The following is a 21,879-nucleotide window of genomic DNA, read 5'->3' as shown; positions in this document are numbered from 1 at the left end:
CAGCCTCGCACCACGCGGCGGGGCCCCGCATCATGCGATCGACGTGAATCGCGACGGGGCGATCAGCTCGCGATCTCCTGGTACGCCGCGAAGAGCAGCGACTGGTCGGGGGCGAGCATGACGGTCGGCTTCGCGAGGTCGTCGAGCACGATGAACCGCAGCTGGCCGGCGCGCGCCTTCTTGTCTCGCTGCATCGTCGCGAGGAGGGTGTTCCAGCGGCCGGCCGGGTAGCTCGTCGGCAGGCTCAGGAGGTCGAGCACTCGCTTGTGGCGGTCGGCGACCTCGTCGGAGAGGCGGCCGCTCAGCCGGCCGAGCTCCGCGGCGAAGGCGAGGCCGACCGCGACCGCGGCACCGTGGCGCCACTGGTAGCGCTCGGCATGCTCGACCGCGTGCCCGAGGGTGTGGCCGTAGTTGAGGATCTCGCGCAGGCCCTGCTCGGTGAAGTCCTCGGAGACGACGTCGGCCTTCATGCGGATCGACAGCTCGATGACCCGCCGGAACTCGGGCGTCGCCGGGTCGGTCGCCCGCTCGGGGTCGGCCTCGATGGTGTCGAGGATCTCGGGGTACCGGATGAAGCCGGCCTTGACGATCTCGGCGAAGCCGGCGAGGATCTCGTTCTTCGGCAGGGTGTCGAGCAGGTCGAGGTCGCAGACGACCTCGGCGGGCGCGTGGAAGACGCCGACGAGGTTCTTGCCCTCGTTGGTGTTGATGCCGGTCTTGCCGCCGACGGCCGCGTCGACCATGCCGAGCACGGTCGTCGGCACCTGGACGACGCGCACGCCCCGCAGCCAGGTCGCGGCGACGAAGCCCGCGAGGTCGGTGATCGCGCCGCCGCCGAACCCGATGATCGCATCGCTGCGCGTGAAGTCGGCCTGGCCGAGCACCTGCCAGCAGAACGCCGCGACCTCGATGCGCTTGCCGGCCTCGGCGTCGGGCACCTCGGCGAGCAGGACCTCGAAGCGGTCGGAGAGCGACTCGCGCAGTTCGGCCGCGCGGGCGCCGAGCGTCGCCGGGTGCACGACGAGCACCTTCTTCACCGACGAGCCGAGCGCGTCGCCGATCCTGTCGAGCACGCCGCGGCCGACGATCACGTCGTAGCCCTCGTCGCCGCCCACCCGGATCGTCGTGCGCTCGTCCCGTGCCGTCATCGTGCTCCTCCGTGCTCGGTTGCGAAATGCTCGGTGATGTCGTCGACGATCCGGGCGACCGAGCGGCGCGAGGTGTCGATGGCGAGGTCGGCGACCGCCTCGTAGAGCGGCCGGCGTGCTTCGAGGATGGCGACCCAGGCGTCGATGCCCCCGGCCGCGATGAGCGGTCGGTTGCCGCCCGCGAGCCTCGGCGCGACCGCTTCGCGGGAGACCTGCAGCCACACGACGGGGAGCGTCGCGAGGTCGTCGCGGGTGTCGGCGTGGAGCACCGCGCCGCCGCCGAGCGAGATCACCGCCTCCTCGCGCAGCGCTTCGGCGACGACCTCCCGCTCGATGATGCGGAAGTATTCCTCGCCCTCGCGGCCGAAGATCTCGTCGATCGGACCGTACCGCTCCGTGATGCGGACGTCGGTGTCGACGAACGGCGCGCCCACGTCGTTCGCGAGGCGATGGCCGACGCGCGACTTGCCCGAGCCCATGGGCCCGACCAGCACGATCGGCAGCGCGAGGCGGGGGTGCTCAGACACGAGTGGCATCGGTCGCGGCCTCGGCACCCGTCGCGCCCGCGGTGCGGAGCGACTCGGGGATCGCGGCGAGGTACGACTCGAGGTTGCGGCGCGTCTCCGCGACGGAGTCGCCGCCGAACTTCTCGAGCACGGCGTTCGCGAGCACGAGTGCGACCATCGCCTCGGCGACGACGCCCGCCGCGGGCACGGCCACGACGTCGGACCGCTGGTGGTGGGCGGGGGCGGGTTCGCCCGTCGCGACGTCGATCGTGGGCAGCGCGTGCGGCACCGTCGCGATGGGCTTCATGCCCGCGCGGACCCGCAGGACCGTGCCGGTCGACATGCCGCCCTCGGTCCCACCCGCGCGATCGCTCGCCCGCTCGATGCGGCCGTCGGCGAGGTGCAGTTCGTCGTGCGCCGCCGAGCCCCGGCGGCGGGTCGTCTCGAAGCCGTCACCGACCTCGACGCCCTTGATGGCCTGGATGCCCATGAGCGCCGCCGCGAGCTGCGCGTCGAGCCTGCGGTCCCAGTGGACGTGCGAGCCGAGCCCCGGAGGCACGCCGTAGGCGAGCACTTCGACGACGCCGCCGAGCGTGTCGCCCGACTTGTGCGCGTCGTCGACTTCGGCGACCATGCGGGCGCTCGTGCCGGCGTCGAAGCAGCGCAGCGGATCGGCGTCGACCAGGGCGAGATCGGCCGGGAGCGGCAACGCCGCATCGTCCGGCACCCGTACGGGGCCGATCGAGAGCGTGTGCGCGATCGTCGTGATCCCGAGCTCGGCGAGGAACGACTTCGCGACTGCGCCGAGGGCGACGCGAGCTGCGGTCTCTCGCGCGCTCGCCCGCTCGAGCACGGGGCGCGCCTCGTCGAAGCCGTACTTCTGCATGCCGACCAGGTCGGCGTGGCCGGGCCGGGGGCGGGTCAGCGGTGCGCCGCGACCGCGGCCGAGCTTCGCCGGGTCGATGGGCTCGGGGCTCATGACCTCCTGCCACTTCGGCCACTCGGTGTTGCCGACGCGCAGTGCGATGGGGCTGCCGAGGCTGAGCCCGTGGCGCACGCCGCCCGAGATCGCCAGTTCGTCCTGCTCGAACTTCATGCGGGCGCCCCGGCCGTAGCCGAGCTTGCGGCGAGCGAGATCATCGCGGATCAGGTCGAGTGAGACGGGGGTGCCGGCGGGAAGACCCTCGAGGATCGCCACGAGCTCAGGGCCGTGCGATTCTCCGGCAGTGAGCCAACGGAGCATGCCTTCTATACTTCCACAGCGTCAGCGCACGGATTCGCGCATGACGGCGAGCACGTCACGCTCGTCGGCCAGCTCGGCGAACGGATCGCCGTGCACGAACACCCGCACCTGCAGCAGGGCCTGGTGCAGCAGCATGCCGAGGCCGTGCACCACGACGCCCGACCGGGCGAGCCAGGCCGCGCCGAGCGGGCTCGGCCACGGGTCGTAGGCGACGTCGAGCAGCGCGGCTCCCTCGACGAGTCCGGCCGACGGGACCGCTCCGAGGTCGGTCCCCCCCGGAACGGTCGAAACGACGAGTTCGGCGTCGGCCCCGCGGAGATCCGCGAGCGCGGCGAGCGGGAGCTCGTCGACGACGACGCCGGCACGTCGCCCGAGCTCGCCGAGGGTCGCGGCCGCGCCGGGCCGCCGTACGAGCACGCGCACCTCGCGGGCGCCGAGCTCGGCCATGGCGATGAGCGCCGATGCCGCGGTCGCGCCCGCGCCGATGAGCACGCCGGTGCGGATCGCGTGGACGCCCGACTCTCCGAGGGTGCGCACGATGCCGCCGACGTCGGTGTTGAACCCCCGACGACGGCCGCCGTCGAACACGACCGTGTTCGCGGCGCCGGTCAACTCGACGAGTTCGTCGACCTCGTCGAGCAGCGGCAGCACCTCCTGCTTGAGCGGCATCGTCAGCGAAAGCCCTCGCCACGAGGCATCCAGCCCGTCGATGAACGCCGGCAGCCCGTCGCCGGTCATCTCGACCGCCGAGTACGACCAGTCGAGCCCGAGGCGCGCGTACGCCGCCCGGTGCAGCGCGGGGCTCTTCGAGTGCGCGATCGGCGAGCCGAGCACCGCGAGGCGGGCGGCACCCGCGAGCTCGGACGACGGCTCAACCATACTCGGGGTGCTCCGCCATCCACTCGAGCCACTTCTCGACCGCCGCGTCGTGCTCGTCGACCGTCTCGGAGAAGATCGTCTCTCCGGTGTCGAGGTTCCACGTCACGAAGAACAGCCACGGCCCGTCGGCCGGGTGCACCGCGGCGTCGATCGCGAGGTCGCCCGGGTTCGAGATGGGGCCGACCGGCAGCCCGGGGTGCACGTACGTGTTGTACGGGTTCGAGGCGTCGGCGCGCTCCTCGTCGGTCGTCGTGACGAGGTGCGTGTTGCCCGTGCCGTAGGCGACGGTCGCATCGGACTGCAGCAGCCCGCTCTCCCACTTGGACGGGTCGAGCCGGTTGAGGAAGACGCGGGCGACCTTGTAGTAGTCGTCCTTGAGGCCCGCCTCGCGCTGCACGAGGGCGGCGAGCACGATGGTCTTCCATCGGTCCTCGGGAGCGACGCCGGCCTCGTCGAGCGCCTGGAACTGCCGGTCGACCAGGGTCTGCAGCACGGTGCGGGCGTCGGCGTCGGGGTCGAGAGTGTACGTCGCGGGGAAGAGGAAGCCCTCGAGGCTCTTCGCCTCGGCGGGCAGCCCGTACGACTGCGGCGACTCGGCCGCGGCGGCCTCGAGGTCCTCGATCGGGATGCCGGTGCCCTCCGCGATTCTCGGCAACGCGTCGACCGTTGCCGTGCCCTCGGGGATCACGAACGTGTTCTCGAGCTTGCTCGCCGGGTCTTCGAGCGCGTCGAGCGCGGCCTGCGCGCTCATCTGCTCGGCGAGCTTGTAGGCACCCGGGTAGAAGATCGGCGACGGGTCGGCCTCGGCCACCGCCTCGAGGAAGGCGTCCTCGCTCGCGACGACGCCCTCGGCGACGAGGTTCGTCGCGATCGACTCGCCCGTGTCGCCCTCGTGGATCATGAAGACGACCTCGCCCGTGCCCTGGCCCTCGTAGTCGGCGGCGGGCTGGAAGCGCTCGATGACGGCGTTGATCGGGCCCTGCAGGAAGAAGAAGGCGCCGACGCCGAGACCCGCGACCACGAGGAGGCCGATCAGGCAGCCCCAGCCTCCGCGGCGACGGGGCTTCTCGTGCTCGTCGGGTTCGTGATGGTCGAAGGATGCCGCGGCTCGCCGTTCGGCACGAGTGGGCTTGCGTCGCGGAGGTACCGGCACGTCGCCGGAGTCGGGAGCGCCCAGCAGGGCGGCGAACGCGGCGGCAGGCGCATCGGGGGCGAGTGCCTCGTCGGCGGTCGGTGCGGCGCTGACGGGGGCGATCGACGGGGCCGGTGCGGATGCCGCCGACGCGGCCGAGACCGGCGCGGGGTAGGGCGCCGCCGGACCGTCGGCGGCATCGAGTGCACCCGTCGAGGGAGCCGGAGGCGCCGCGGCCGGCGGCGCGCTCGGCGCCTGGGCCGACGGGACGATCGGTGCGGCGGCGGCCACGGCCTGCGCCGGCCCGGTCGCGGGCGCGACCGTTTCGAGCGCGCCCGTGCCCGCGATCTCGGCGGCCCGCCGCTGCTCCGCCTCACGGGCCTCGCGTCGGGTCATCGGACGCGACTCGGCGGGCGCGCCCACCTCCGTCCGATCCGGCATCGGCGCGGCGGGTGGGACCGCCGGAGCCGGCGACTCGGCCGACTGAGCCGGCTGTACCGGTGGCCGCGGCTGCACCGGCTGCGTCGGCTGCTGACCGGCCAGCAGGGCCTGCCAGTCGCGGGTGAGGGCGTCGGCCTCGGGGTGCTCTGGGGGGAGCTGGGTCACAGGGGTGAGGGCCCTTCGTCGGTTTCGAGGATGCGACCGGGGGCGCGCCCGGAGGCCCGCTCGGCGTCGATCGCGTGTTGCAGAATGATAACGGCTGCGACTTGGTCGACGATGGGACGCTGCTGCTTCGCCTTCTTGCCGCTCGCGCGCAGCGCGTGCTGCGCGCTCACGGTCGAGAGCCGTTCGTCGACCAGTCGAATCGGCCTGGCCGGGCTCGCGGCGGCGAGTCGGCGGGCGAACTCGACCGCGTCGTCGGTCGACGGCGTCGGCTGCCCGGAGAGCGAGAGCGGGTTGCCGACGACGAGCTCGATCGCCTCGAACTCCTCGGCGATGGCGAGGATCCGCCGTACGTCGGCGTCGTCACCCTCGGCCGCCCGGGCCACGGTCTCGACGGGCACCGCGAGCAGTCCCCCGCCGTCGCAGCGCGACACGCCAATCCGGGCGCGGCCCACGTCGATCCCGAGCCTCGCTCCGGTGCGCATCGCGCGACTACCCGCCGAGCCCGCGGCGCACGGCCTCGAGGGCCGCGGGGATCGCCGAGAGGTCGCTGCCGCCGCCCTGGGCGAGGTCGGGCTTGCCGCCGCCACCGCCGCCGAGAGCGGCTGCGGCCGCCTTCGCGAGGGCGCCCGCGTTCGCGCCGTGCTCGCGCGCACCCGGCGTCGTCGCGACGATCGTGAGCGGCTTGCCGCCCACCTCGCCCGCGAGGGCGACGACCGCGTCGACGTCGCCGAGCTGCGCACGCACCGAGAGCGCGAGCGACCGCAGCTCGTCGCCCGAGCCGAGCTCGCCGGCCGGCTCGGCCACGAGCAGCACGTCGCCGACCCGCGCGGCCTTGGCCGCGAGCGCCGGCACGCGGTCGCCCAGCGCCTTCGCCTCGAACGCCTGGATGCGCTTCTCGGCCGCCTTGAGGCTCGTCACGAGCTCGCCGACGCGGTCGACGAGCTGCTCGGGGCGGGTCTTCAGGGTCGAGGTGAGCTCGGTCACGAGCGCGCGCTCGGCCGCGAAGCGGCGGAACGCCTCGAGGCCGACGAGCGACTCGACGCGGCGGTTCGACGCGCCGACCGACGATTCGCCGACGATGTTGATCATGCCGATCTCGGCGCTCGTCGAGACGTGCGTGCCCGCGCAGAGTTCGCGCGACCACGGACCGCCGATGTCGACCACCCGGACCACGTCGCCGTACTTCTCGCCGAACAGGGCCATCGCGCCGAGCGCCTTCGCCTCGTCGAGGGGAAGCTCGCGCGTGACGACCTGCAGGTTGTCGCGGATCGCCGAGTTCGAGATCTCCTCGATCTCGCTCCGGGTCTCTGCCGACAACGCCGAGTTCCAGCCGTAGTCGAGACGCAGGTAGCCGGCCTTGTTGAACGAGCCCGACTGGTGCGCGTTCGGGCCGAGCACCTGACGCAGCGCGGCGTGCACGATGTGCGTGCCCGAGTGCGCCTGGGTCGCGCCGCGGCGGTAGTCCTCATCGACGAGGCTCGTCGCCCGCTCCCCCACGCCGACCTCGCCCGAGGTCACCTTGACGGTGTGGCTGATGAGCCCCTTGACCGGCTTCTGCACGTCGAGGACCTCGAGCTCGAAGCCGTCGCCGACGATGCGCCCCTGATCGGGCGCCTGGCCGCCGGACTCGGCGTAGAGCGCGGTCTCCGCGAGGATCACCTCGGCCGTCTGGCCCGCGACGGCGCGCTGGACGGGCCGGCCGTCGACGAGCAGGCCGAGCACGCTCGACTCGGTCGCGAGCTCGGTGTAGCCCGTGAAGACGGTCTCCCCCTTCGCCCGGAAGTCGGCGTAGACCGACAGGTCGGCGAGTACCTTCTTCTTCGACTTCGCATCGGCCTTCGCACGCGTGCGCTGCGCCGTCATGAGCTCGTCGAACGCGACGCGGTCGACCGCGAGGCCGGCCTCGTCGGCCATCTCGAGGGTGAGCTCGATGGGGAACCCGTAGGTGTCGTGCAGGAGGAAGGCGGTGTCGCCCGCGAGCTCATCGCGACCGGCATCCTTCGTCTTCTCGACCGCGAGGTCGAGGATCGACGTGCCCGCCGACAGGGTGCGGAGGAACGTCTCCTCCTCGCCGAGCGCGAGCTGCTCGATGTGGGCGTAGTCGCGGGCGACCTCGGGGTACGCCGACTTCATCGCGTCGCGGGATGCCGCGAAGAGCTCGCGGAAGGTCGGGCCCTCGACGCCGAGCAGGCGCATCGCCCGGATGCTGCGGCGCAGGAGGCGACGGAGGATGTAGCCGCGGCCCTCGTTCGACGGGCTCACGCCGTCGCTCATGAGCATGAGCGCCGAGCGGATGTGGTCGGCGATGACGCGCATGCGCACGTCGTCCTCGTGGTCGGCGCCGTATCGGCGGCCGGAGAGCTCGGAGGCCTTGTCGAGCACCGGCCGCACCTGGTCGATCTCGTACATGTTGTCGACGCCCTGCTTGATGAACGCCACGCGCTCGAGGCCCATGCCGGTGTCGATGTTCTTCTTCGGCAGCTCTTTGACGATGCGGAAGTCGGTCTTCGACACGACGTCGTCGATGAGGTACTGCATGAACACGAGGTTCCAGATCTCGACGTAGCGGTCGTCGTCGGTCGCCGGTCCCCCGTCCACGCCGTACGCGGGACCGCGGTCGAAGAAGATCTCGGAGCACGGCCCGGCCGGGCCGGGCTGGCCGGTGTGCCAGTAGTTCGTGTCCTTGCCGAGCCGCTGGATGCGCTCGTCGGGCAGCCCCGCGACGCGCTTCCAGATCTCGATCGCCTCGTCGTCGTCCTCGTAGACGGTGACCCAGAGATCGTTCGGGTCGAAGCCGTATCCGCCATCGGCCTCGGGCGTGGTCAGGAGCTCCCACGCCATCGAGATGGCGCCCTCCTTGAAGTAGTCGCCGAACGAGAAGTTGCCGTTCATCTGGAAGAACGTGCCGTGCCGCGGCGTCTTGCCGACCTCTTCGATGTCGTTCGTGCGGATGCACTTCTGCACGCTCGTGGCCCGCGGGTACGGCGCAGGCACGATCCCGGTCAGGTACGGCACGAACGGCACCATTCCGGCGACGGTGAAGAGCAGCGTCGGGTCGTCGGAGACGAGCGAGGCCGAGGGCACCACGGTGTGGCCGCGGTCGGCGAAGAAGTCCAGCCAGCGCTGGCGGATGTCGGCGGTCTGCATGGTTCCGTTCTGGGGGTCGTGCCCGGATCGTCCGGGCCGGAAGCGAATGGGGTGGTGGCTCAGCGCTCGGCGGCGGGACCGGCCTCGGCGCGGAGCTCGGCGTCGCGGGCGTGGTACCCCTCGGCGATCGCGTGGCCGAACGCCCGGGCCTTCGCGTCGATCGACTCGAAGAAGTCGCGGCCCTGCTTGGTCTGGTTGACCTGGTGCGCGACCACGAATCCGGCCGCGACGCCGACGGTGAACCACAGAATGCTCTTCACGGGTGCTCCCTGTTCGATCTCTCGCCGGCGCCATGGCGGTCGGCACGCCTCGGATCAGTCTAGTGGCGCAGCGGTCGACCTCGTCCGTGGCCGGACGGGCACGCCGCCGCCCGCAGACGGGAACAGGGGCCGCGGGAAACCCCGCGACCCCTGTTCGGTGCAGCCTGCGTCAGCGAGCCGCGTAGTACTCGACGACGAGCTGGACGTCACAGGTCACGGGGACCTCGGCGCGCTTCGGGCGACGGACGAGCTTGGCCTGGAGCTTGTCGAGCTCGACCTCGAGGTAGCCCGGGACCTTGGGGAGCACGTCGGCGTGACCGCCGGCCGCGGCGACCTGGAAGGGCTCGGTGCTCTCGCTGCGGGTCTTCACGTGGACGAGCTGGCCCGGCTTCACGCGGAACGACGGGCGGTCGACGAGCTGGCCGTCGACGAGGATGTGACGGTGCACGACGAACTGGCGGGCCTGCGAGATGGTGCGGGCGAAGCCGGCGCGGAGCACGAGGGCGTCGAGGCGCATCTCGAGCAGCTCGACCAGGTTCTCACCGGTCTGGCCGTCGATGCGCTTGGCCTCGTTGTAGGCGATGCGGAGCTGCTTCTCGCGGATGCCGTACTGGGCGCGCAGGCGCTGCTTCTCGCGCAGACGCACGGCGTAGTCGCTGTCGGCCTTGCGCTTGGTGCGGCCGTGCTCACCAGGAGCGTAGGGGCGCTTCTCCATGTAGCGGGCGGCCTTCGGGGTGAGGGCGACGCCGAGCGCACGGGAGAGGCGGGTCTTGCTGCGGGAACGGTTCGACACGAATGTCCTTTCGGAAGAATCTCAAGTGAAACCCGCGATGCGATCGTGCACCGCGGATCTGTGTCAGAGGGATTCGCCAGGGGCCGATCGGCTACAGATCGCACCCACTCGCCGGTGACCCTCTCGCAGCCGCGCTCGAGGATCTGGCTTCAGGCCAGCGACCATGCTATCACGACGGGCACGCACGACCTTCCGGCCATGATCGGGGCTCAGCGAGCGCCGCGAACGATCCGGCGGATCTTCGCGAGGCGCGCGGAGACCTCGCGCTCGTTGCCGTGCTCGGTCGGCTCGTAGTACACGGCTCCGCGCAGCGTGTCGGGCAGATACTCCTGGGCCACGACGCCGATCGCGTCGTCGTGCGGATAGCGGTAGCCCTTGCCGTGCCCGAGCCGCTTCGCGCCCGGGTAGTGGGCGTCGCGCAGGTGCTTCGGCACACGGCCGGCCTTGCCGGCGCGGACATCGGCGATCGCCTTGTCGATACCGAGATACGCCGCGTTCGACTTCGGCGCCGTCGCGAGGTGGACGACGGCCTGCGCGAGCGGGATGCGCCCCTCGGGCATGCCGATGTACTGGACCGCGTCGGCCGCCGCGACCGCGACCCCGAGCGCCTGAGGGTCGGCCAGCCCGATGTCTTCCGAGGCGAGCACGATGATGCGACGGGCGATGAACCGCGGGTCCTCACCGGCCTCGATCATGCGGGCGAGGTAGTGCAGTGCGGCGTCGACGTCGCTGCCGCGCACCGACTTGATGAAGGCGCTGATGACGTCGTAGTGCTCGTCGCCGTTGCGGTCGTAGCGCAGCAGGGCGCGATCGACGGCACGCGCCACGACATCGGCGGTGATGACCGGCGCGGATGCCTCGCCGCCACCGGCCTCCGATCCGGAATCCTCGTCGCCCTCCTCGCCGGACGCCTCCGCCGCAGGGGCGGGCTCGGCCGCCGCCGAGATCGCCGAGGCCTCGAGGGCGGTCAGCGCGCGTCGGGCGTCGCCGGATGCGAGGCGGACGATCGCCGATCGCGCCTCGGGGTCGAGCCGGACCTTCCCGGCGAGCCCCCGCGGGTCGGTGACGGCCCGGTCGACGAGCACGCCCAGGTCGTCGTCGCTCAGCAGCTCGAGCGTGAGGAGCAGCGAGCGCGAGAGCAACGGCGAGATGACCGAGAAGGAGGGGTTCTCGGTCGTGGCGGCGACGAGGATCACCCAGCCGTTCTCGACACCGGGCAGCAGCGCGTCTTGTTGCGCCTTCGTGAAGCGGTGGATCTCGTCGAGGAAGAGGACGGTGGAGATGCCGTACAGATCGCGGCTGGCCTGCGCCTCCTCCATGACCTGGCGGACGTCGCGCACCCCCGCGGTGACCGCGGAGAGCTCGACGAACTTGCGGCCCGATGACCGGGCGATCGCCTGGGCGAGGGTCGTCTTCCCGGTGCCGGGCGGCCCCCAGAGGATGACCGAGACCGACCCGCTCTCCCCGGTGCGATCACCCGCGAGGGCCACGAGCGGCGACCCCGGGGTCAGCAGATGGCGCTGCCCCGCCACCTCGTCGAGGCTCGTCGGGCGCATGCGCACCGCGAGCGGGGTCGCGCCGGCGCGCAGTCCCGGGCCGGATTCCACCATGCGGACCAGCGTAGCCGCGGCATCCGACACCGTTCTTCTGCCCCGACGCGCAGCGCGGCGATTGGTGCACGCCCGAGGGCTTGCGTAGAGTCGGCTCGCAGCAGCACCACACCCCAGGCGAACGGCCGAGAAGGAGCAGGCGTGGCATCGAACGACCGTCAGGCACGCGAGGAACGCGCACGCCTGCGCACGTACCAGGCGCGGCAGGAGGTCCACGCCGGCAAGCAGCGCCGACGTACGCGCGACAACGTCATCGCGGGCATCGTCCTCGTCGTGGTGCTCGCGCTCGCGGTCGGCGCGCAGCTCTTCTTCTTCAACGGCGGCCCCGGCAGCCCCGAGCCCCAGGCGTCGGCGACGCCGACCCCGTCGGCCGATGCCGGCGAGAACCAGGGCGACGTCCCGTCGCCCGACCTCGCCGAAGGCCGCACCTGGACGGGCACGCTGACGCTCAACGACATCCCGCTCGGGGTGGAGCTCGACGGCGCCGCCGCGCCGCAAGCGGTCTCGAGCGAGATCAGCCTCATCCAGGCCGGCTTCTACGACGGCCTCAGCTGCCATCGCCTCACGAAGGACTCGATCTGGGTGCTGCAGTGCGGCGACCCGAACGGCGACGGCTCGGGCGGCCCCGACTACAGCTACGGTCCGGTCGAGAACGCGCCGGCCGACGGGGTCTACCCCGCGGGCACGATCGCGATGGCGCGCCAGTCGGGCGACGCCTACAGCCAGGGCAGCCAGTTCTTCATCGTCTACGAGGATTCGACGATCCCGGCCGACGCCGCGGGCGGGTACACCGTCGTCGGCAAGGTGACGAGCGGGCTCGACGACCTGCGTGCCGGCATCACCGACGCGGGGCCCGCCGGCGGCACGTCCGACGGAGCACCCACCGTGCCCACGACGATCACCGCCTTCACGATCGAGTGATCGAGGTGCCGCCTCCGGGCGGTGCAATAGGCTTGACAGCACATCGCCGCCGATGGGCGGCATGGGTTGACCGCACATCGCCGCCGCCGGGCGGCGTCCGACCTACGACAGGGTGAGGCCGTGACCGAATCAGATCAGCAACCGTGGGGCCGCGTCGACGAGACGGGCACCGTCTTCGTCCGCACGAGCGACGGCGAACGCGAGGTCGGCCAGTACCCCGATGCCACGGCTGAAGAGGCGCTCGCCTACTTCGAGCGGAAGTACGCCGATCTCGCCGGCCAGGTGACCCTGCTCGAGCAGCGCGTGCGCCGCGGAGCGCCCGCCGCCGACGTCGCGAAGGCCGTGACCGCGCTCGGCGAGTCCGTCGCGAACGCGCACGCGGTCGGCGACCTCGACGCGCTCGCCCGCCGCCTCGAGGCGCTCTCGGGCACCACGAAGGAGCTCACCGAGCAGCAGCAGGCCGAGGCGAAGGCGGCGCTCGGCGAGGCGATCGCCGAACGCACCCGGATCGTGGAGCAGGCCGAGAAGCTCGCCGCGCAGGACCCGGCGAAGACCCAGTGGAAGCAGACGTCGGCCGAGCTCGACGCCCTCTTCGCGAGCTGGCAGCGCCACCAGCAGGAGGGGCCGCGCCTGCCCAAGGGCGAGGCGAACGACCTGTGGAAGCGGTTCCGGGCGGCCCGCTCGACGATCGAGCAGCACCGCAAGGCGTTCTTCGCCGAGCTCGACGCGACCCACCGCGACGTGCGCACGCGCAAGCAGCGGCTGATCGAGCGCGCCGAGGCCCTCGCACCGCGCGGCGCCGACGCCGTCGGCGACTATCGCAGCCTCCTCGACGAATGGAAGCAGGCGGGTCGCGCCGGAAAGAAGCTCGACGACCAGCTCTGGGCGCGCTTCAAGGCGGCCGGCGACGTGCTCTTCGACGCGAAGGCCGAGATCGACGCCAAGGAGGACGAGGCGTATCGCGCGAACCTCGACGAGAAGCTCGTGCTCCTCACCGAGGCGGAGACGCTGCTGAAGGAGACCGATCCGAAGCCCGCCCGCACGGCGCTCAACCGCATCCAGCGGCAGTGGGACGAGATCGGCCGGGTGCCCCGCGACCAGGTCCGTCCGATCGAGGACCGGCTCCGCAAGGTCGAGAACCACGTCCGCTCGCTCGAGGACGAGCGCTGGCAGCGCGAGGACCCCGAGAAGAAGGCCCGTTCCGAGGGCATGCTCGGGCAGCTCCAGGAGGCGATCGAGAAGCTCGAGTCCGAGCTCGCCGCCGCCGAGGCCGCCGGTGACGCGAAGGCCGCCGCCGACGCGCGCGAGGCGCTCGAGGCCCGCAAGGCGTGGCTGAAGGCCGTGGGCGGCTGAGTCGGCACGCCTCCGCGACATCCATCGACGAATCGGCCGTTCTCCACAGAACGGCCGATTCGCCGTTTCGGCGCCCCTGGATGTCGCAGCATGGGGTGATGGCGCGACTCCCCGCGGTGCTCGGCACCGATGACCTGCCGCTCGCCGAACTGTGCGCCGCCCGCATCGACGGCGAGCTGTTCCGCATCGACGACGCCTGGGCCCCCGTCGACGAGCCCGACCTTCCCGGCCTGCGCGCGGCCGCCGTCGCCCACCGGGCGCCCCGCGCCCTCATCGTCGAGCGATTCTCCGCCGCCTGGGTGCACGGCGCCCTGGACTCTGCGCCGCCGATCGCGCAGTTCTGCGTGCCGCACCGGGCCCGCGTCGCGGTCGTCACGGCCCGCGCCGCGACCGTGCGCGAGGTCGCGATCGACGACGACGAGATCACGGCCTTCGCGGGGGTCGCCTGCACGAACCTCGTGCGCACGGCCTACGACCTGCTGCGTGATCCGTCGAGCGCCGACGAGGCGGTCGAGGCCGTCCTCGCTCGCATGATCGCCGAACGAGCCGGATTCGCCGCGGCCGTGCGCGAACGGCTCACCGGAGCGAACCGGCTCCCGCACCGCCGACTCGCGCTCGAGCGCCTCGGTCGCGCCGAGACGGCGGTCCGCGTCGAGGCCGCGGTGCGCGCCCGCATCGAGCGCGCTCCGCGTCAGCCGTCGCTCACGCGGTAGACGTCGTAGACGGCGTCGATGCGTCGCACGGCATTCAGCACCCGGTCGAGATGCGTCGTGTCGCCCATCTCGAAGACGAAGCGGCTGAGGGCGAGTCGATCGGTCGAGGTCGAGACGTTCGCCGAGAGGATGTTGACGTGATGCTCCGAGAGCACGCGCGTGACGTCGGAGAGGAGGCCCGAGCGATCGAGCGCCTCGATCTGGATCTGGACGAGGAACACGCTCTTCGAGCTCGGGGCCCACTCGACGTCGATCATGCGCTCGGGCTCGCGCATGAGCGACTGGACGTTGTGGCAGTTCGCCTGGTGCACCGAGACCCCCGCACCGCGGGTGATGAAGCCGACGATCTCGTCGCCCGGCACGGGCGTGCAGCAGCGCGCGAGCTTGACGAGGATGTCGGGCGCTCCGCGCACGAGCACCCCCGAGTCGGAGTGCCGGGGCAGCGGCCTCGAGCGAGCGGGCAGCGGAAGGTCGGGCTCGTCCACGTCGTCGATGTCGCGCACGAGCGCGACGACCTTCTCGAGCACCGACTGCGTCGAGACGTGCCCCTCGCCGACGGCGGCGTAGAGGGAGGAGACGTCGTCGTAGTGCAGCTGCGCCGCCACTTCGGCGAACGACTCCTGGCTCATGAGCTTCTGCAAGGGCAGGTTCTGCTTGCGCATGGCCCGGGCGATCGCGTCACGCCCCTGCTCGATCGCCTCGTCGCGGCGCTCCTTCGTGAACCACTGGCGGATCTTGTTCCTGGCGCGGGGACTCTTGACGAAGCCGAGCCAGTCCTTGCTGGGGCCGGAGTCGGGGTTCTTCGAGGTGAAGACCTCGACGACGTCGCCGCTCGCGAGCTCGCTCTCGAGCGGGACGAGGCGGCCGTTGACCTTTGCGCCCATCGTGCGGTGGCCGACCTCGGTGTGCACCGCGTAGGCGAAGTCGACGGGCGTCGCGCCCGCGGGCAGCCCGATCACCCGGCCCTTCGGCGTGAAGACGTAGACCTCCTTCGCTCCGATCTCGAACCGGAGCGAGTCGAGGAACTCCCCCGGGTCGGCCGTCTCGGCCTGCCAGTCGGAGATGTGCGCGAGCCAGGCCATGTCGGCCTCGTTCGCGAGTGCGGGGCCGCCGGCGGACTTCCCGGTCGTCTGCTCCTTGTACTTCCAGTGGGCGGCGACACCGTACTCGGCGCGCTGGTGCATGTCGTGCGTGCGGATCTGGATCTCGACGGCGCGACCCTTCGGGCCGATCACGGTGGTGTGCAGCGACTGGTAGAGGTTGAACTTGGGCGTCGCGATGTAGTCCTTGAACCGGCCGGGCAGCGGGGTCCACCGCGCGTGGATCGCACCGAGCACGGCGTAGCAGTCGCGGACGGAGTTGACGAGCACCCGGATGCCGACGAGGTCGTAGATCTCGTCGAAGTCGCGACCGCGCACGATCATCTTCTGGTAGATCGAGTAGTACTGCTTCGGCCTACCGACGACCTTGCCGCGGATCTTCGCCGCCTTGAGGTCGTCGTTGATGAGGTCGATGACGTTCTGCACGAACTCCTCGCGCTGAGGCGTCCGCTGCTTCACGAGACTCTCGATCTCGGCGTACAGCTTGGGGTAGAGCACGGCGAACGAGAGGTCTTCGAGTTCCCACTTGATCGTCTGGATACCGAGCCGGTGCGCGAGCGGCGCGTAGATCTCCAGCGTCTCGGTCGCCTTGCGCGCCGCCTTCTCGGTGGGCACGAAGCCCCACGTGCGGGCGTTGTGCAGCCGGTCGGCGAGCTTGATGATGAGCACGCGGATGTCCTTCGACATCGCGACGATCATCTTCCGCACCGTCTCGGCCTGGGTCGAGTCGCCGTACTTGACCTTGTCGAGCTTGGTCACGCCGTCGACGAGCATCGCGATCTCGTCGCCGAAATCGGCCCGGACCTCGTCGAGCGTGTACGCCGTGTCTTCGACGGTGTCGTGCAGCAGCGCCGCGGCGACCGTCTTCGACCCGATGCCGAGGTCCGCGAGGATCTGCGCGACGGCGATCGGGTGCGTGATGTACGGCTCGCCGCTCTTGCGCTTCTGTCCTTCGTGCGCCCGGTCGGCGACCGTGAACGCGCGTTCGATGAGCGCGATGTCGGCCTTCGGGTGGTGCATGCGCACCGTGCGGATGAGCGTGTCGACCGCGCCCGAAGGCTGTGCCTTGGAGAAGATCCGAGGCACGAGCCGCCGCAGCGACGCCGTCGAATTGACCCCGGTCTCCGTCACCCGCGCACCTCCAGAACTCAATTATCACCGTTCCGGAGGGCGTGGCGTGCACGAGCGTGCACGCCGGGGGCGAACGTCATGCGCTGGGCAGTGCCTCGGCCACGGCCGCGGACGCCCCGGCGCGCTCGCGCTCCTTGAGCACCTTCTGGTCGTGGCGCTTGATCTCGGGCTCGCCCTCTCGCAGCAGCGAGTAGAGCGGTGCGGCGAGGAAGACCGTCGACCAGGTGCCCACGAGGATGCCGATGAGCAGCGCGAGCGAGATGTCGCGCAGGGTGTCGGCGCCGAGCACTCCGGCGCCGATGAACAGGATCGACGCGACCGGCAGGGCGGCCACGACGCTCGTGTTGATCGAGCGCACGAGGGTCTGGTTGACGGCGAGGTTCACCGACTCCGCGAACGTGCGACGCGACTCCTGCCCGTCTTCGGAGGTGTTCTCGCGGATCTTGTCGAACACGACGACCGTGTCGTACAGCGAGTAGCTGAGGATCGTGAGGATACCGATCATGGCCGCCGGGCTGATCTCGAAGCCCACCGCCGCGTAGAGGCCGGTCGTGATGACGAGGTCGGCCATGAGCGCGAGGATCGCGGCGAGCGACATCTTCCAGGTGCGGAAGTACAGCGCCATGACGAGCGCCGCGAGGAGCACGAAGGCGATGAGACCGACGATCGCCTGGCGGGTGACGTCGGCGCCCCAGCTCGGGCCGATGAACGACGAGGTCACCTCCGACTCGGGAACGTCGTACGCCTCCGCGAGTGCGGCGGTCACGTCGTGCGACTCCTCCTGCGAGAGCTGGTCGGTCTGCACGCGCACGCCGACGTCGCCGACGATCGTCACCTTGGTGGTCGTCTCGGGAACGACCGACTCGACCGCGTCGATCGCGGGTTGGGCCGTCGCGTTCTCGACGCCGGAGATCTGGAACTGGGAGCCGCCGCGGAACTCGATGCTGAAGTTCACGCCGGTCAGGAGCGGGAGGACGACCGAGATGAGGACGATGACGCCCGCGATCGCGAACCACTTCTTGCGTCCGCCGACGAAGTTGAACGAGCGCTTGCCGGTGTAGAGGTCGTTGCCGAAGGTCGTGAGACGGTTCGCCATCAGGACTCCTCCCCCTCGTTCTTGGTATCGCCGGCCCCGACGGCCGCCGCCTTGCGTTCGGCGATCGTCTGCCGACGCTGCGCCTCCTTGGCGCTCGACGCGGCCTTCTTGGCGGGTACGGCGGTGGGCTTGCGGAACTCGGCACGACCGCGGTACACGGCGCCGAGCGCGTTCGGGTCGAGGCCCGACCACGGGTTGCCGCTCGAGAAGAACTTCGTCTGCGCGAGCAGCTGCAGCATCGGGTGCGTGAACAGGATGACGATCACGACGTCGATGATGGTGGTGAGGCCGAGGGTGTAGGCGAAGCCCTTGACGCTGCCGACCGCGAGGATGAACAGCACGACCGCGGCGAGGAGGTTGACGCCCTTCGAAGCGAGGATCGTGCGGAAGGCGCGCTTCCACCCGGCCTCGACGGCGCCGACGAGCGGACGCCCGTCACGGAGTTCGTCGCGCACGCGTTCGAAGTAGACGATGAACGAGTCGGCCGTGAAGCCGATCGCGACGATGAGGCCCGCGATGCCGGCGAGCGAAAGGCGGTAGCCCTCGCGCCAGGACAGGATCGTGATCATCAGGTAGGTGATGAGCGCCGCGATCATGAGCGACGCGATCGTCACCGTGCCGAGCGCCCGGTACTGGAACAGCGTGTAGATCACGACGAGGATGAGGCCGATGAGGCCGGCCACCAGCCCCGACTCGAGCTGCGACGAACCGAGCGTCGCCGAGATCGTGTCGGACGACTGGACCGTGAAGCTGATCGGCAGGGCGCCGAACTTGAGCTGGTCGGCCAGCGCCTTCGACGACTCCTGCGTGAAGCTGCCGGTGATCTGCGGACGACCGTCCGTGATCGCTCCGTTCATCGCGGGCGCGGTGAGCACGGCTCCGTCGAGCACGAACGCGAACTGGTCGCGCGGCGTCTGCCCCGAGAGGGCGAAGAGCCGGGTGCTGACGTCGGCGAACTCCTCGGTGCCCTTGTCGTCGAAGACGATGTTCACGGCCCACTGGCCGGTCGAGGCGCCGGTCTGCGTCGTCACCATGCCGTTGGTGGCGTCGACGATGTTCTCGCCGCTCGCCTCCACCGGCCCGAGCAGGTACTTGGCGGTGCGCGTCACGTCGCAGGTGACGAGGGGCTGGTCGGCGGGGGCGACGCTGGCGTCGGTCTCGTCCATCTGCGAGCAGTCGAACGAGTCGAACTCGGCCTGCAGTGCTGGCGTGATCCACGCGGGGTCGCTGCCGTCGGTCGGCACCGCGGTCGGCGTCGACTCGAGCTCCTCGGCGGGCTCATCGGTCGGCGACGGACTCTCGGTCGGGTTGATCGCCTGGTTCGTCGCGGCGTCGGCGAGCAGCACCGCGCGGAGCTCGAGCTTCGCGGACTGCTCGATGCGGGCACGCGTCTGGTCGTCGAGCTCGCCGGGGATGCGAACGACGATGTTCTGGCCCTCGGTGTTGATCTCGGCCTCGGCGACGCCGGACGCGTCGACGCGCTGGCGGATGATCGAAACGGCCTGGTCGAGCTGCTCCTGCGAAGCGGTGTCACCCGTCTCGAGCTTGGGCGCGAGGATGATCTGCGTACCGCCCTCGAGGTCGAGCGCGAGCTTCGGCGTCCAGGAGCCGCCGCCCCACATCACTCCGGCCGCGTTGATGCCGAACAGGAGCGCGATGATGACGCCCAGCCAGATGAGGGACCGCCAGGCCTTGCGGACGGGCGTCGGCCGGGATGACCGCTTCGATGGTGCAGCCACGTGTTCTGCTTTCTCTGCAGGAGCCCGCGCGACATCGCGCGGGCCGAGCCTCGGGGTGAGTCTGAGTCGCTCGACTACTTGTTGTCGGGGGTCTCGTCGGTGTTCGGCTGGTCGGTGCCCGACGAGTCGGCCGGCTTCTCATCGGCCGGCGCCTCCGTCACGCGCTCGCCGAACTCGGGCTCGCCCTCGTCGGCCGCCGGTGTCGCGTCGGAGCCGGTGGTCGGCTCGACGACCCGGGCGATCGTCTGGCGGTGCACGGTGAGGATCGTGCCGGGCGAGGTCTCGAGCAGCACCTGGTTCTCGTCATCATCGATCGAGAGGATCGTGCCGAACACGCCGAAGTTCGTCATCACCTGCGCACCGGGCTGGACCTTCGACTGCATCTCCCTCGCGTCGGCCTGGCGCTTGCGCGAGTTGCGGAACATGAAGAAGATCAGGACCGCCAGGACGGCGAGCATGATGATGGTGATCGGATCGAACGTCATGAGGGTGAGATACCTTCCGGGGTGCGCATTGCGCACGAAGTCGAGGGGCGTTGAGGGTGACGCCTCAATGGATTATAGGTCATCGATCGGAAGGACCGCTGCCGCTCCCCCGGCCGCCTCGACGAGCCCGAAATGGCGCCAGGCCGCCGGGGTCGCCACCCGGCCCCGGGGGGTGCGCGTGATGAGCCCGATGCGCACGAGGAACGGCTCGACGACGGCTTCGATCGTCTCGGCCTCCTCCCCGACCGACACGGCGAGCGTGTTCAGTCCGACCGGCCCTCCGCCGAAACGCGTGAGGATCGTCTGCATCACCGCACGGTCGAGCCGGTCGAGGCCGAGGGCGTCGACGTCGTAGAGCTCGAGCGCCGCCCGCACCGCGTCGACGTCGGCGCGTCCGGAGTGGACGAGCGCGTAGTCGCGCACCCGTCGGAGCAGTCGGTTCGCGATTCGCGGCGTGCCGCGGCAGCGACCGGCGATCTCGGCCAGCGCCTCGCGATCGATGTCGAGCCCGAGCATCGACGCCGCGCGGGCGAGCACCTGTTCGAGCTCGGCTTCGTCGTAGAACTCGAGGTGCGCGGTGAACCCGAACCGGTCGCGCAGCGGATTCGGAAGGAGGCCGGCGCGGGTCGTCGCGCCGACGAGGGTGAACGGTGCGAGGTCGAGCGGCACCGAGGTCGCACCCGCCCCCTTGCCGACCATGATGTCGATGCGGAAGTCCTCCATCGCGAGGTACAGCATCTCTTCGGCCGAGCGCGCCATGCGATGGATCTCGTCGATGAACAGCACCTCGCCGGGAACGAGCGAGCTCAGGATCGCCGCGAGGTCGCCCGCGTGCTGGATCGCCGGACCGCTCGACATGCGCAGCGGTCGCCCGCCTTCATGGGCGACGATCATCGCGAGCGTCGTCTTGCCGAGCCCGGGAGGGCCGGCCAGGAGGATGTGGTCGGGCGTTCGCTGCTGCAGTGCGGCCGCCGTGAGCAGGAGCTGCAACTGGCCGCGGACGCGGGTCTGCCCGACGAACTCCTGGAGGCTGCGCGGCCGCAGCGCACCCTCGAACGCGAGCTCGGCCTCCGAGGCGAGCTCGGGGTCGGTGAGGTCGTCGGCAGGACGACTCATCGGGCCCTCCCGGCCTGCTGGGCGGGACCGAGCCGGGCGAGGGTGAGCCGGAGGAGCGTGGGCACCGAGGCCGCCTCGACCTCGTTCGCCTCCGCAAGCGTCTCGTCGAGCGCTTCGGCGGCGACCCGTTCGGACCAACCGAGCCCCGTGAGCGCCGCGAGGACGCTGTCGGCGATGCCGCCGGCGGCGACGGGCGCCGAGGCGGGGCGAGCCGCAGGCGCCGCGAGCTTGCCCGCGAGCGACACCGTGATGAGCTTCGCCGTCTTCGGACCGATGCCGCTCACCTTGCGGAACACCGCGTCGTCCTCGCGATGCACGGCCTCGGCGACCTGCTCGGGCGAGAGCGACGAGAGCACGCCGAGCGCCGACTTCGGCCCGACGCCGGTCACGCCGATGAGCAGCTCGAACACGTCGAGCTCGTCGCGCGTGCCGAAGCCGAACAGCGTCAGCGAGTCTTCGCGGACGATGAGGGAGGTGTGCACCGAGAGCTCGTGGCCCTCGCGGCTGGCGAGGACGAGCGCCGGAGTGGTGTTGACCTGGAAGCCGACGCCGCCCACGTCGATGACGACCGAGCTGCCGGCTGCGGCGAGCACTCGTCCGCGGAGAGAGGAGATCACTCCTTCACCCTACGGGCCGCCCCCGACACGGCCGCGGAGCGCTCCGCGGCGAGCCATGCGCGCTGCGCCGGCGTCAGCGCCGAGCCATCCCCCGTCGCCGCGCCGCCGCGCGCGGCCTCGCGGACCGCCTCGCCGGCGACCCCGCCCGTGCGCCACGCATGGCAGATCGCGAGCGCGAGCGCATCGGCCGCGTCCGCCGGCTTCGGCACCGCCTCGAGCCCGAGGATGCGAGCGACCATCGCGCCGACCTGCTTCTTGTCGGCGCGGCCGTAGCCGGTGATCGC

At 71.1% G+C, this 21,879-nt stretch carries 20 protein-coding genes; 3 read left to right on the top strand and 17 right to left on the bottom strand.

Annotated elements, in window-relative coordinates; genetic code table 11:
* Window positions 1-62 precede the first annotated feature (62 nt).
* The 10 genes from aroB to AC3RJ7_RS07065 form a co-directional block, all read right to left on the bottom strand.
* Entirely contained in the window at window positions 63-1,148 is a 1,086-nt protein-coding gene (aroB, locus tag AC3RJ7_RS07110; protein ID WP_491455088.1) for a 3-dehydroquinate synthase, read from the bottom strand.
* A complete protein-coding gene (locus tag AC3RJ7_RS07105; protein ID WP_491455087.1) occupies window positions 1,145-1,675 on the bottom strand; it encodes a shikimate kinase in 531 nt (176 codons plus the stop codon). Before AC3RJ7_RS07105 ends, aroB begins: the two co-directional genes overlap by 4 nt.
* Window positions 1,668-2,897, bottom strand: coding sequence for a chorismate synthase (gene aroC / locus AC3RJ7_RS07100; RefSeq protein ID WP_491455086.1), 1,230 nt, complete (start codon window positions 2,895-2,897; stop codon window positions 1,668-1,670). The genes AC3RJ7_RS07105 and aroC overlap by 8 nt, the downstream gene beginning before the upstream one ends.
* A gap of 21 nt (window positions 2,898-2,918) precedes the next feature.
* A complete protein-coding gene (locus AC3RJ7_RS07095; protein ID WP_491455085.1) occupies window positions 2,919-3,776 on the bottom strand; it encodes a shikimate dehydrogenase in 858 nt (285 codons plus the stop codon).
* Window positions 3,769-5,304, bottom strand: a complete 1,536-nt coding sequence (mltG, locus tag AC3RJ7_RS07090) for an endolytic transglycosylase MltG (RefSeq protein ID WP_491455084.1) — start codon at window positions 5,302-5,304, stop codon at window positions 3,769-3,771. The genes AC3RJ7_RS07095 and mltG overlap by 8 nt, the downstream gene beginning before the upstream one ends.
* Before the next feature lie 206 nt (window positions 5,305-5,510).
* Window positions 5,511-5,996, bottom strand: coding sequence for a Holliday junction resolvase RuvX (gene ruvX, locus AC3RJ7_RS07085; RefSeq protein WP_491455083.1), 486 nt, complete (start codon window positions 5,994-5,996; stop codon window positions 5,511-5,513).
* Between the two features lie 7 nt (window positions 5,997-6,003).
* Window positions 6,004-8,661 (bottom strand): alanine--tRNA ligase, encoded by a 2,658-nt coding sequence (alaS, locus tag AC3RJ7_RS07080; protein ID WP_491455082.1) that lies wholly within the window; start codon window positions 8,659-8,661, stop codon window positions 6,004-6,006.
* Between the two features lie 59 nt (window positions 8,662-8,720).
* On the bottom strand, window positions 8,721-8,921 hold the full coding sequence (locus tag AC3RJ7_RS07075; protein ID WP_231430880.1) for a hypothetical protein: 201 nt from the start codon (window positions 8,919-8,921) through the stop codon (window positions 8,721-8,723).
* A 169-nt stretch (window positions 8,922-9,090) separates the two neighbouring features.
* A complete protein-coding gene (gene rpsD / locus AC3RJ7_RS07070; RefSeq protein WP_491455081.1) occupies window positions 9,091-9,714 on the bottom strand; it encodes a 30S ribosomal protein S4 in 624 nt (207 codons plus the stop codon).
* 209 nt (window positions 9,715-9,923) lie between these two features.
* Window positions 9,924-11,324, bottom strand: a complete 1,401-nt coding sequence (locus AC3RJ7_RS07065) for a replication-associated recombination protein A (protein WP_491455080.1) — start codon at window positions 11,322-11,324, stop codon at window positions 9,924-9,926.
* Window positions 11,325-11,465: 141 nt separating this feature from the next.
* Here AC3RJ7_RS07065 and AC3RJ7_RS07060 point away from each other — a divergent pair, with 141 nt between their 5' ends.
* The 3 genes from AC3RJ7_RS07060 (at window position 11,466) to AC3RJ7_RS07050 (ending at window position 14,311) form a co-directional block, all read left to right on the top strand.
* Window positions 11,466-12,245, top strand: a complete 780-nt coding sequence (locus AC3RJ7_RS07060; protein ID WP_491455079.1) for a peptidylprolyl isomerase — start codon at window positions 11,466-11,468, stop codon at window positions 12,243-12,245.
* Window positions 12,246-12,365: 120 nt separating this feature from the next.
* Window positions 12,366-13,598 carry a DUF349 domain-containing protein gene (locus AC3RJ7_RS07055; RefSeq protein ID WP_491455078.1) on the top strand — a complete coding sequence of 411 codons (1,233 nt, stop codon included), beginning with the start codon at window positions 12,366-12,368 and terminating at the stop codon, window positions 13,596-13,598.
* A gap of 98 nt (window positions 13,599-13,696) precedes the next feature.
* Window positions 13,697-14,311, top strand: a complete 615-nt coding sequence (locus tag AC3RJ7_RS07050; protein WP_491455077.1) for a type IV toxin-antitoxin system AbiEi family antitoxin — start codon at window positions 13,697-13,699, stop codon at window positions 14,309-14,311.
* Here the strand turns inward: AC3RJ7_RS07050 and AC3RJ7_RS07045 are convergent.
* From AC3RJ7_RS07045 to AC3RJ7_RS07015, 7 genes are all read right to left on the bottom strand, one after another.
* Window positions 14,290-16,542, bottom strand: coding sequence for a RelA/SpoT family protein (locus AC3RJ7_RS07045; RefSeq protein ID WP_491455076.1), 2,253 nt, complete (start codon window positions 16,540-16,542; stop codon window positions 14,290-14,292). The two genes, AC3RJ7_RS07050 and AC3RJ7_RS07045, sit on opposite strands and share 22 nt — an antisense overlap.
* Window positions 16,543-16,618: 76 nt before the next feature.
* Complete coding sequence (gene secF, locus AC3RJ7_RS07040) at window positions 16,619-17,638, bottom strand: protein translocase subunit SecF (protein ID WP_491455075.1); 1,020 nt, start codon at window positions 17,636-17,638, stop codon at window positions 16,619-16,621.
* The gene (gene secD, locus AC3RJ7_RS07035) at window positions 17,638-19,260 is read right to left on the bottom strand and encodes a protein translocase subunit SecD (RefSeq protein ID WP_491455246.1); all 1,623 of its coding nucleotides are present in this window, start codon (window positions 19,258-19,260) and stop codon (window positions 17,638-17,640) included. Before secD ends, secF begins: the two co-directional genes overlap by 1 nt.
* A 191-nt stretch (window positions 19,261-19,451) precedes the next feature.
* The gene (gene yajC, locus AC3RJ7_RS07030) at window positions 19,452-19,862 is read right to left on the bottom strand and encodes a preprotein translocase subunit YajC (RefSeq protein ID WP_491455074.1); all 411 of its coding nucleotides are present in this window, start codon (window positions 19,860-19,862) and stop codon (window positions 19,452-19,454) included.
* Window positions 19,863-19,934: 72 nt separating this feature from the next.
* A complete protein-coding gene (gene ruvB, locus AC3RJ7_RS07025) occupies window positions 19,935-20,978 on the bottom strand; it encodes a Holliday junction branch migration DNA helicase RuvB (RefSeq protein ID WP_491455073.1) in 1,044 nt (347 codons plus the stop codon).
* Entirely contained in the window at window positions 20,975-21,595 is a 621-nt protein-coding gene (gene ruvA, locus AC3RJ7_RS07020; RefSeq protein ID WP_491455072.1) for a Holliday junction branch migration protein RuvA, read from the bottom strand. The genes ruvB and ruvA overlap by 4 nt, the downstream gene beginning before the upstream one ends.
* On the bottom strand, window positions 21,592-21,879 hold a 288-nt coding region (locus AC3RJ7_RS07015; protein ID WP_491455071.1), incomplete at its 5' end, for a crossover junction endodeoxyribonuclease RuvC. The genes AC3RJ7_RS07015 and ruvA, both read right to left, overlap by 4 nt.

This window comes from Agromyces solani (genome assembly GCF_058349925.1).
This window is presented reverse-complemented; position numbering and strand designations above follow the sequence as displayed.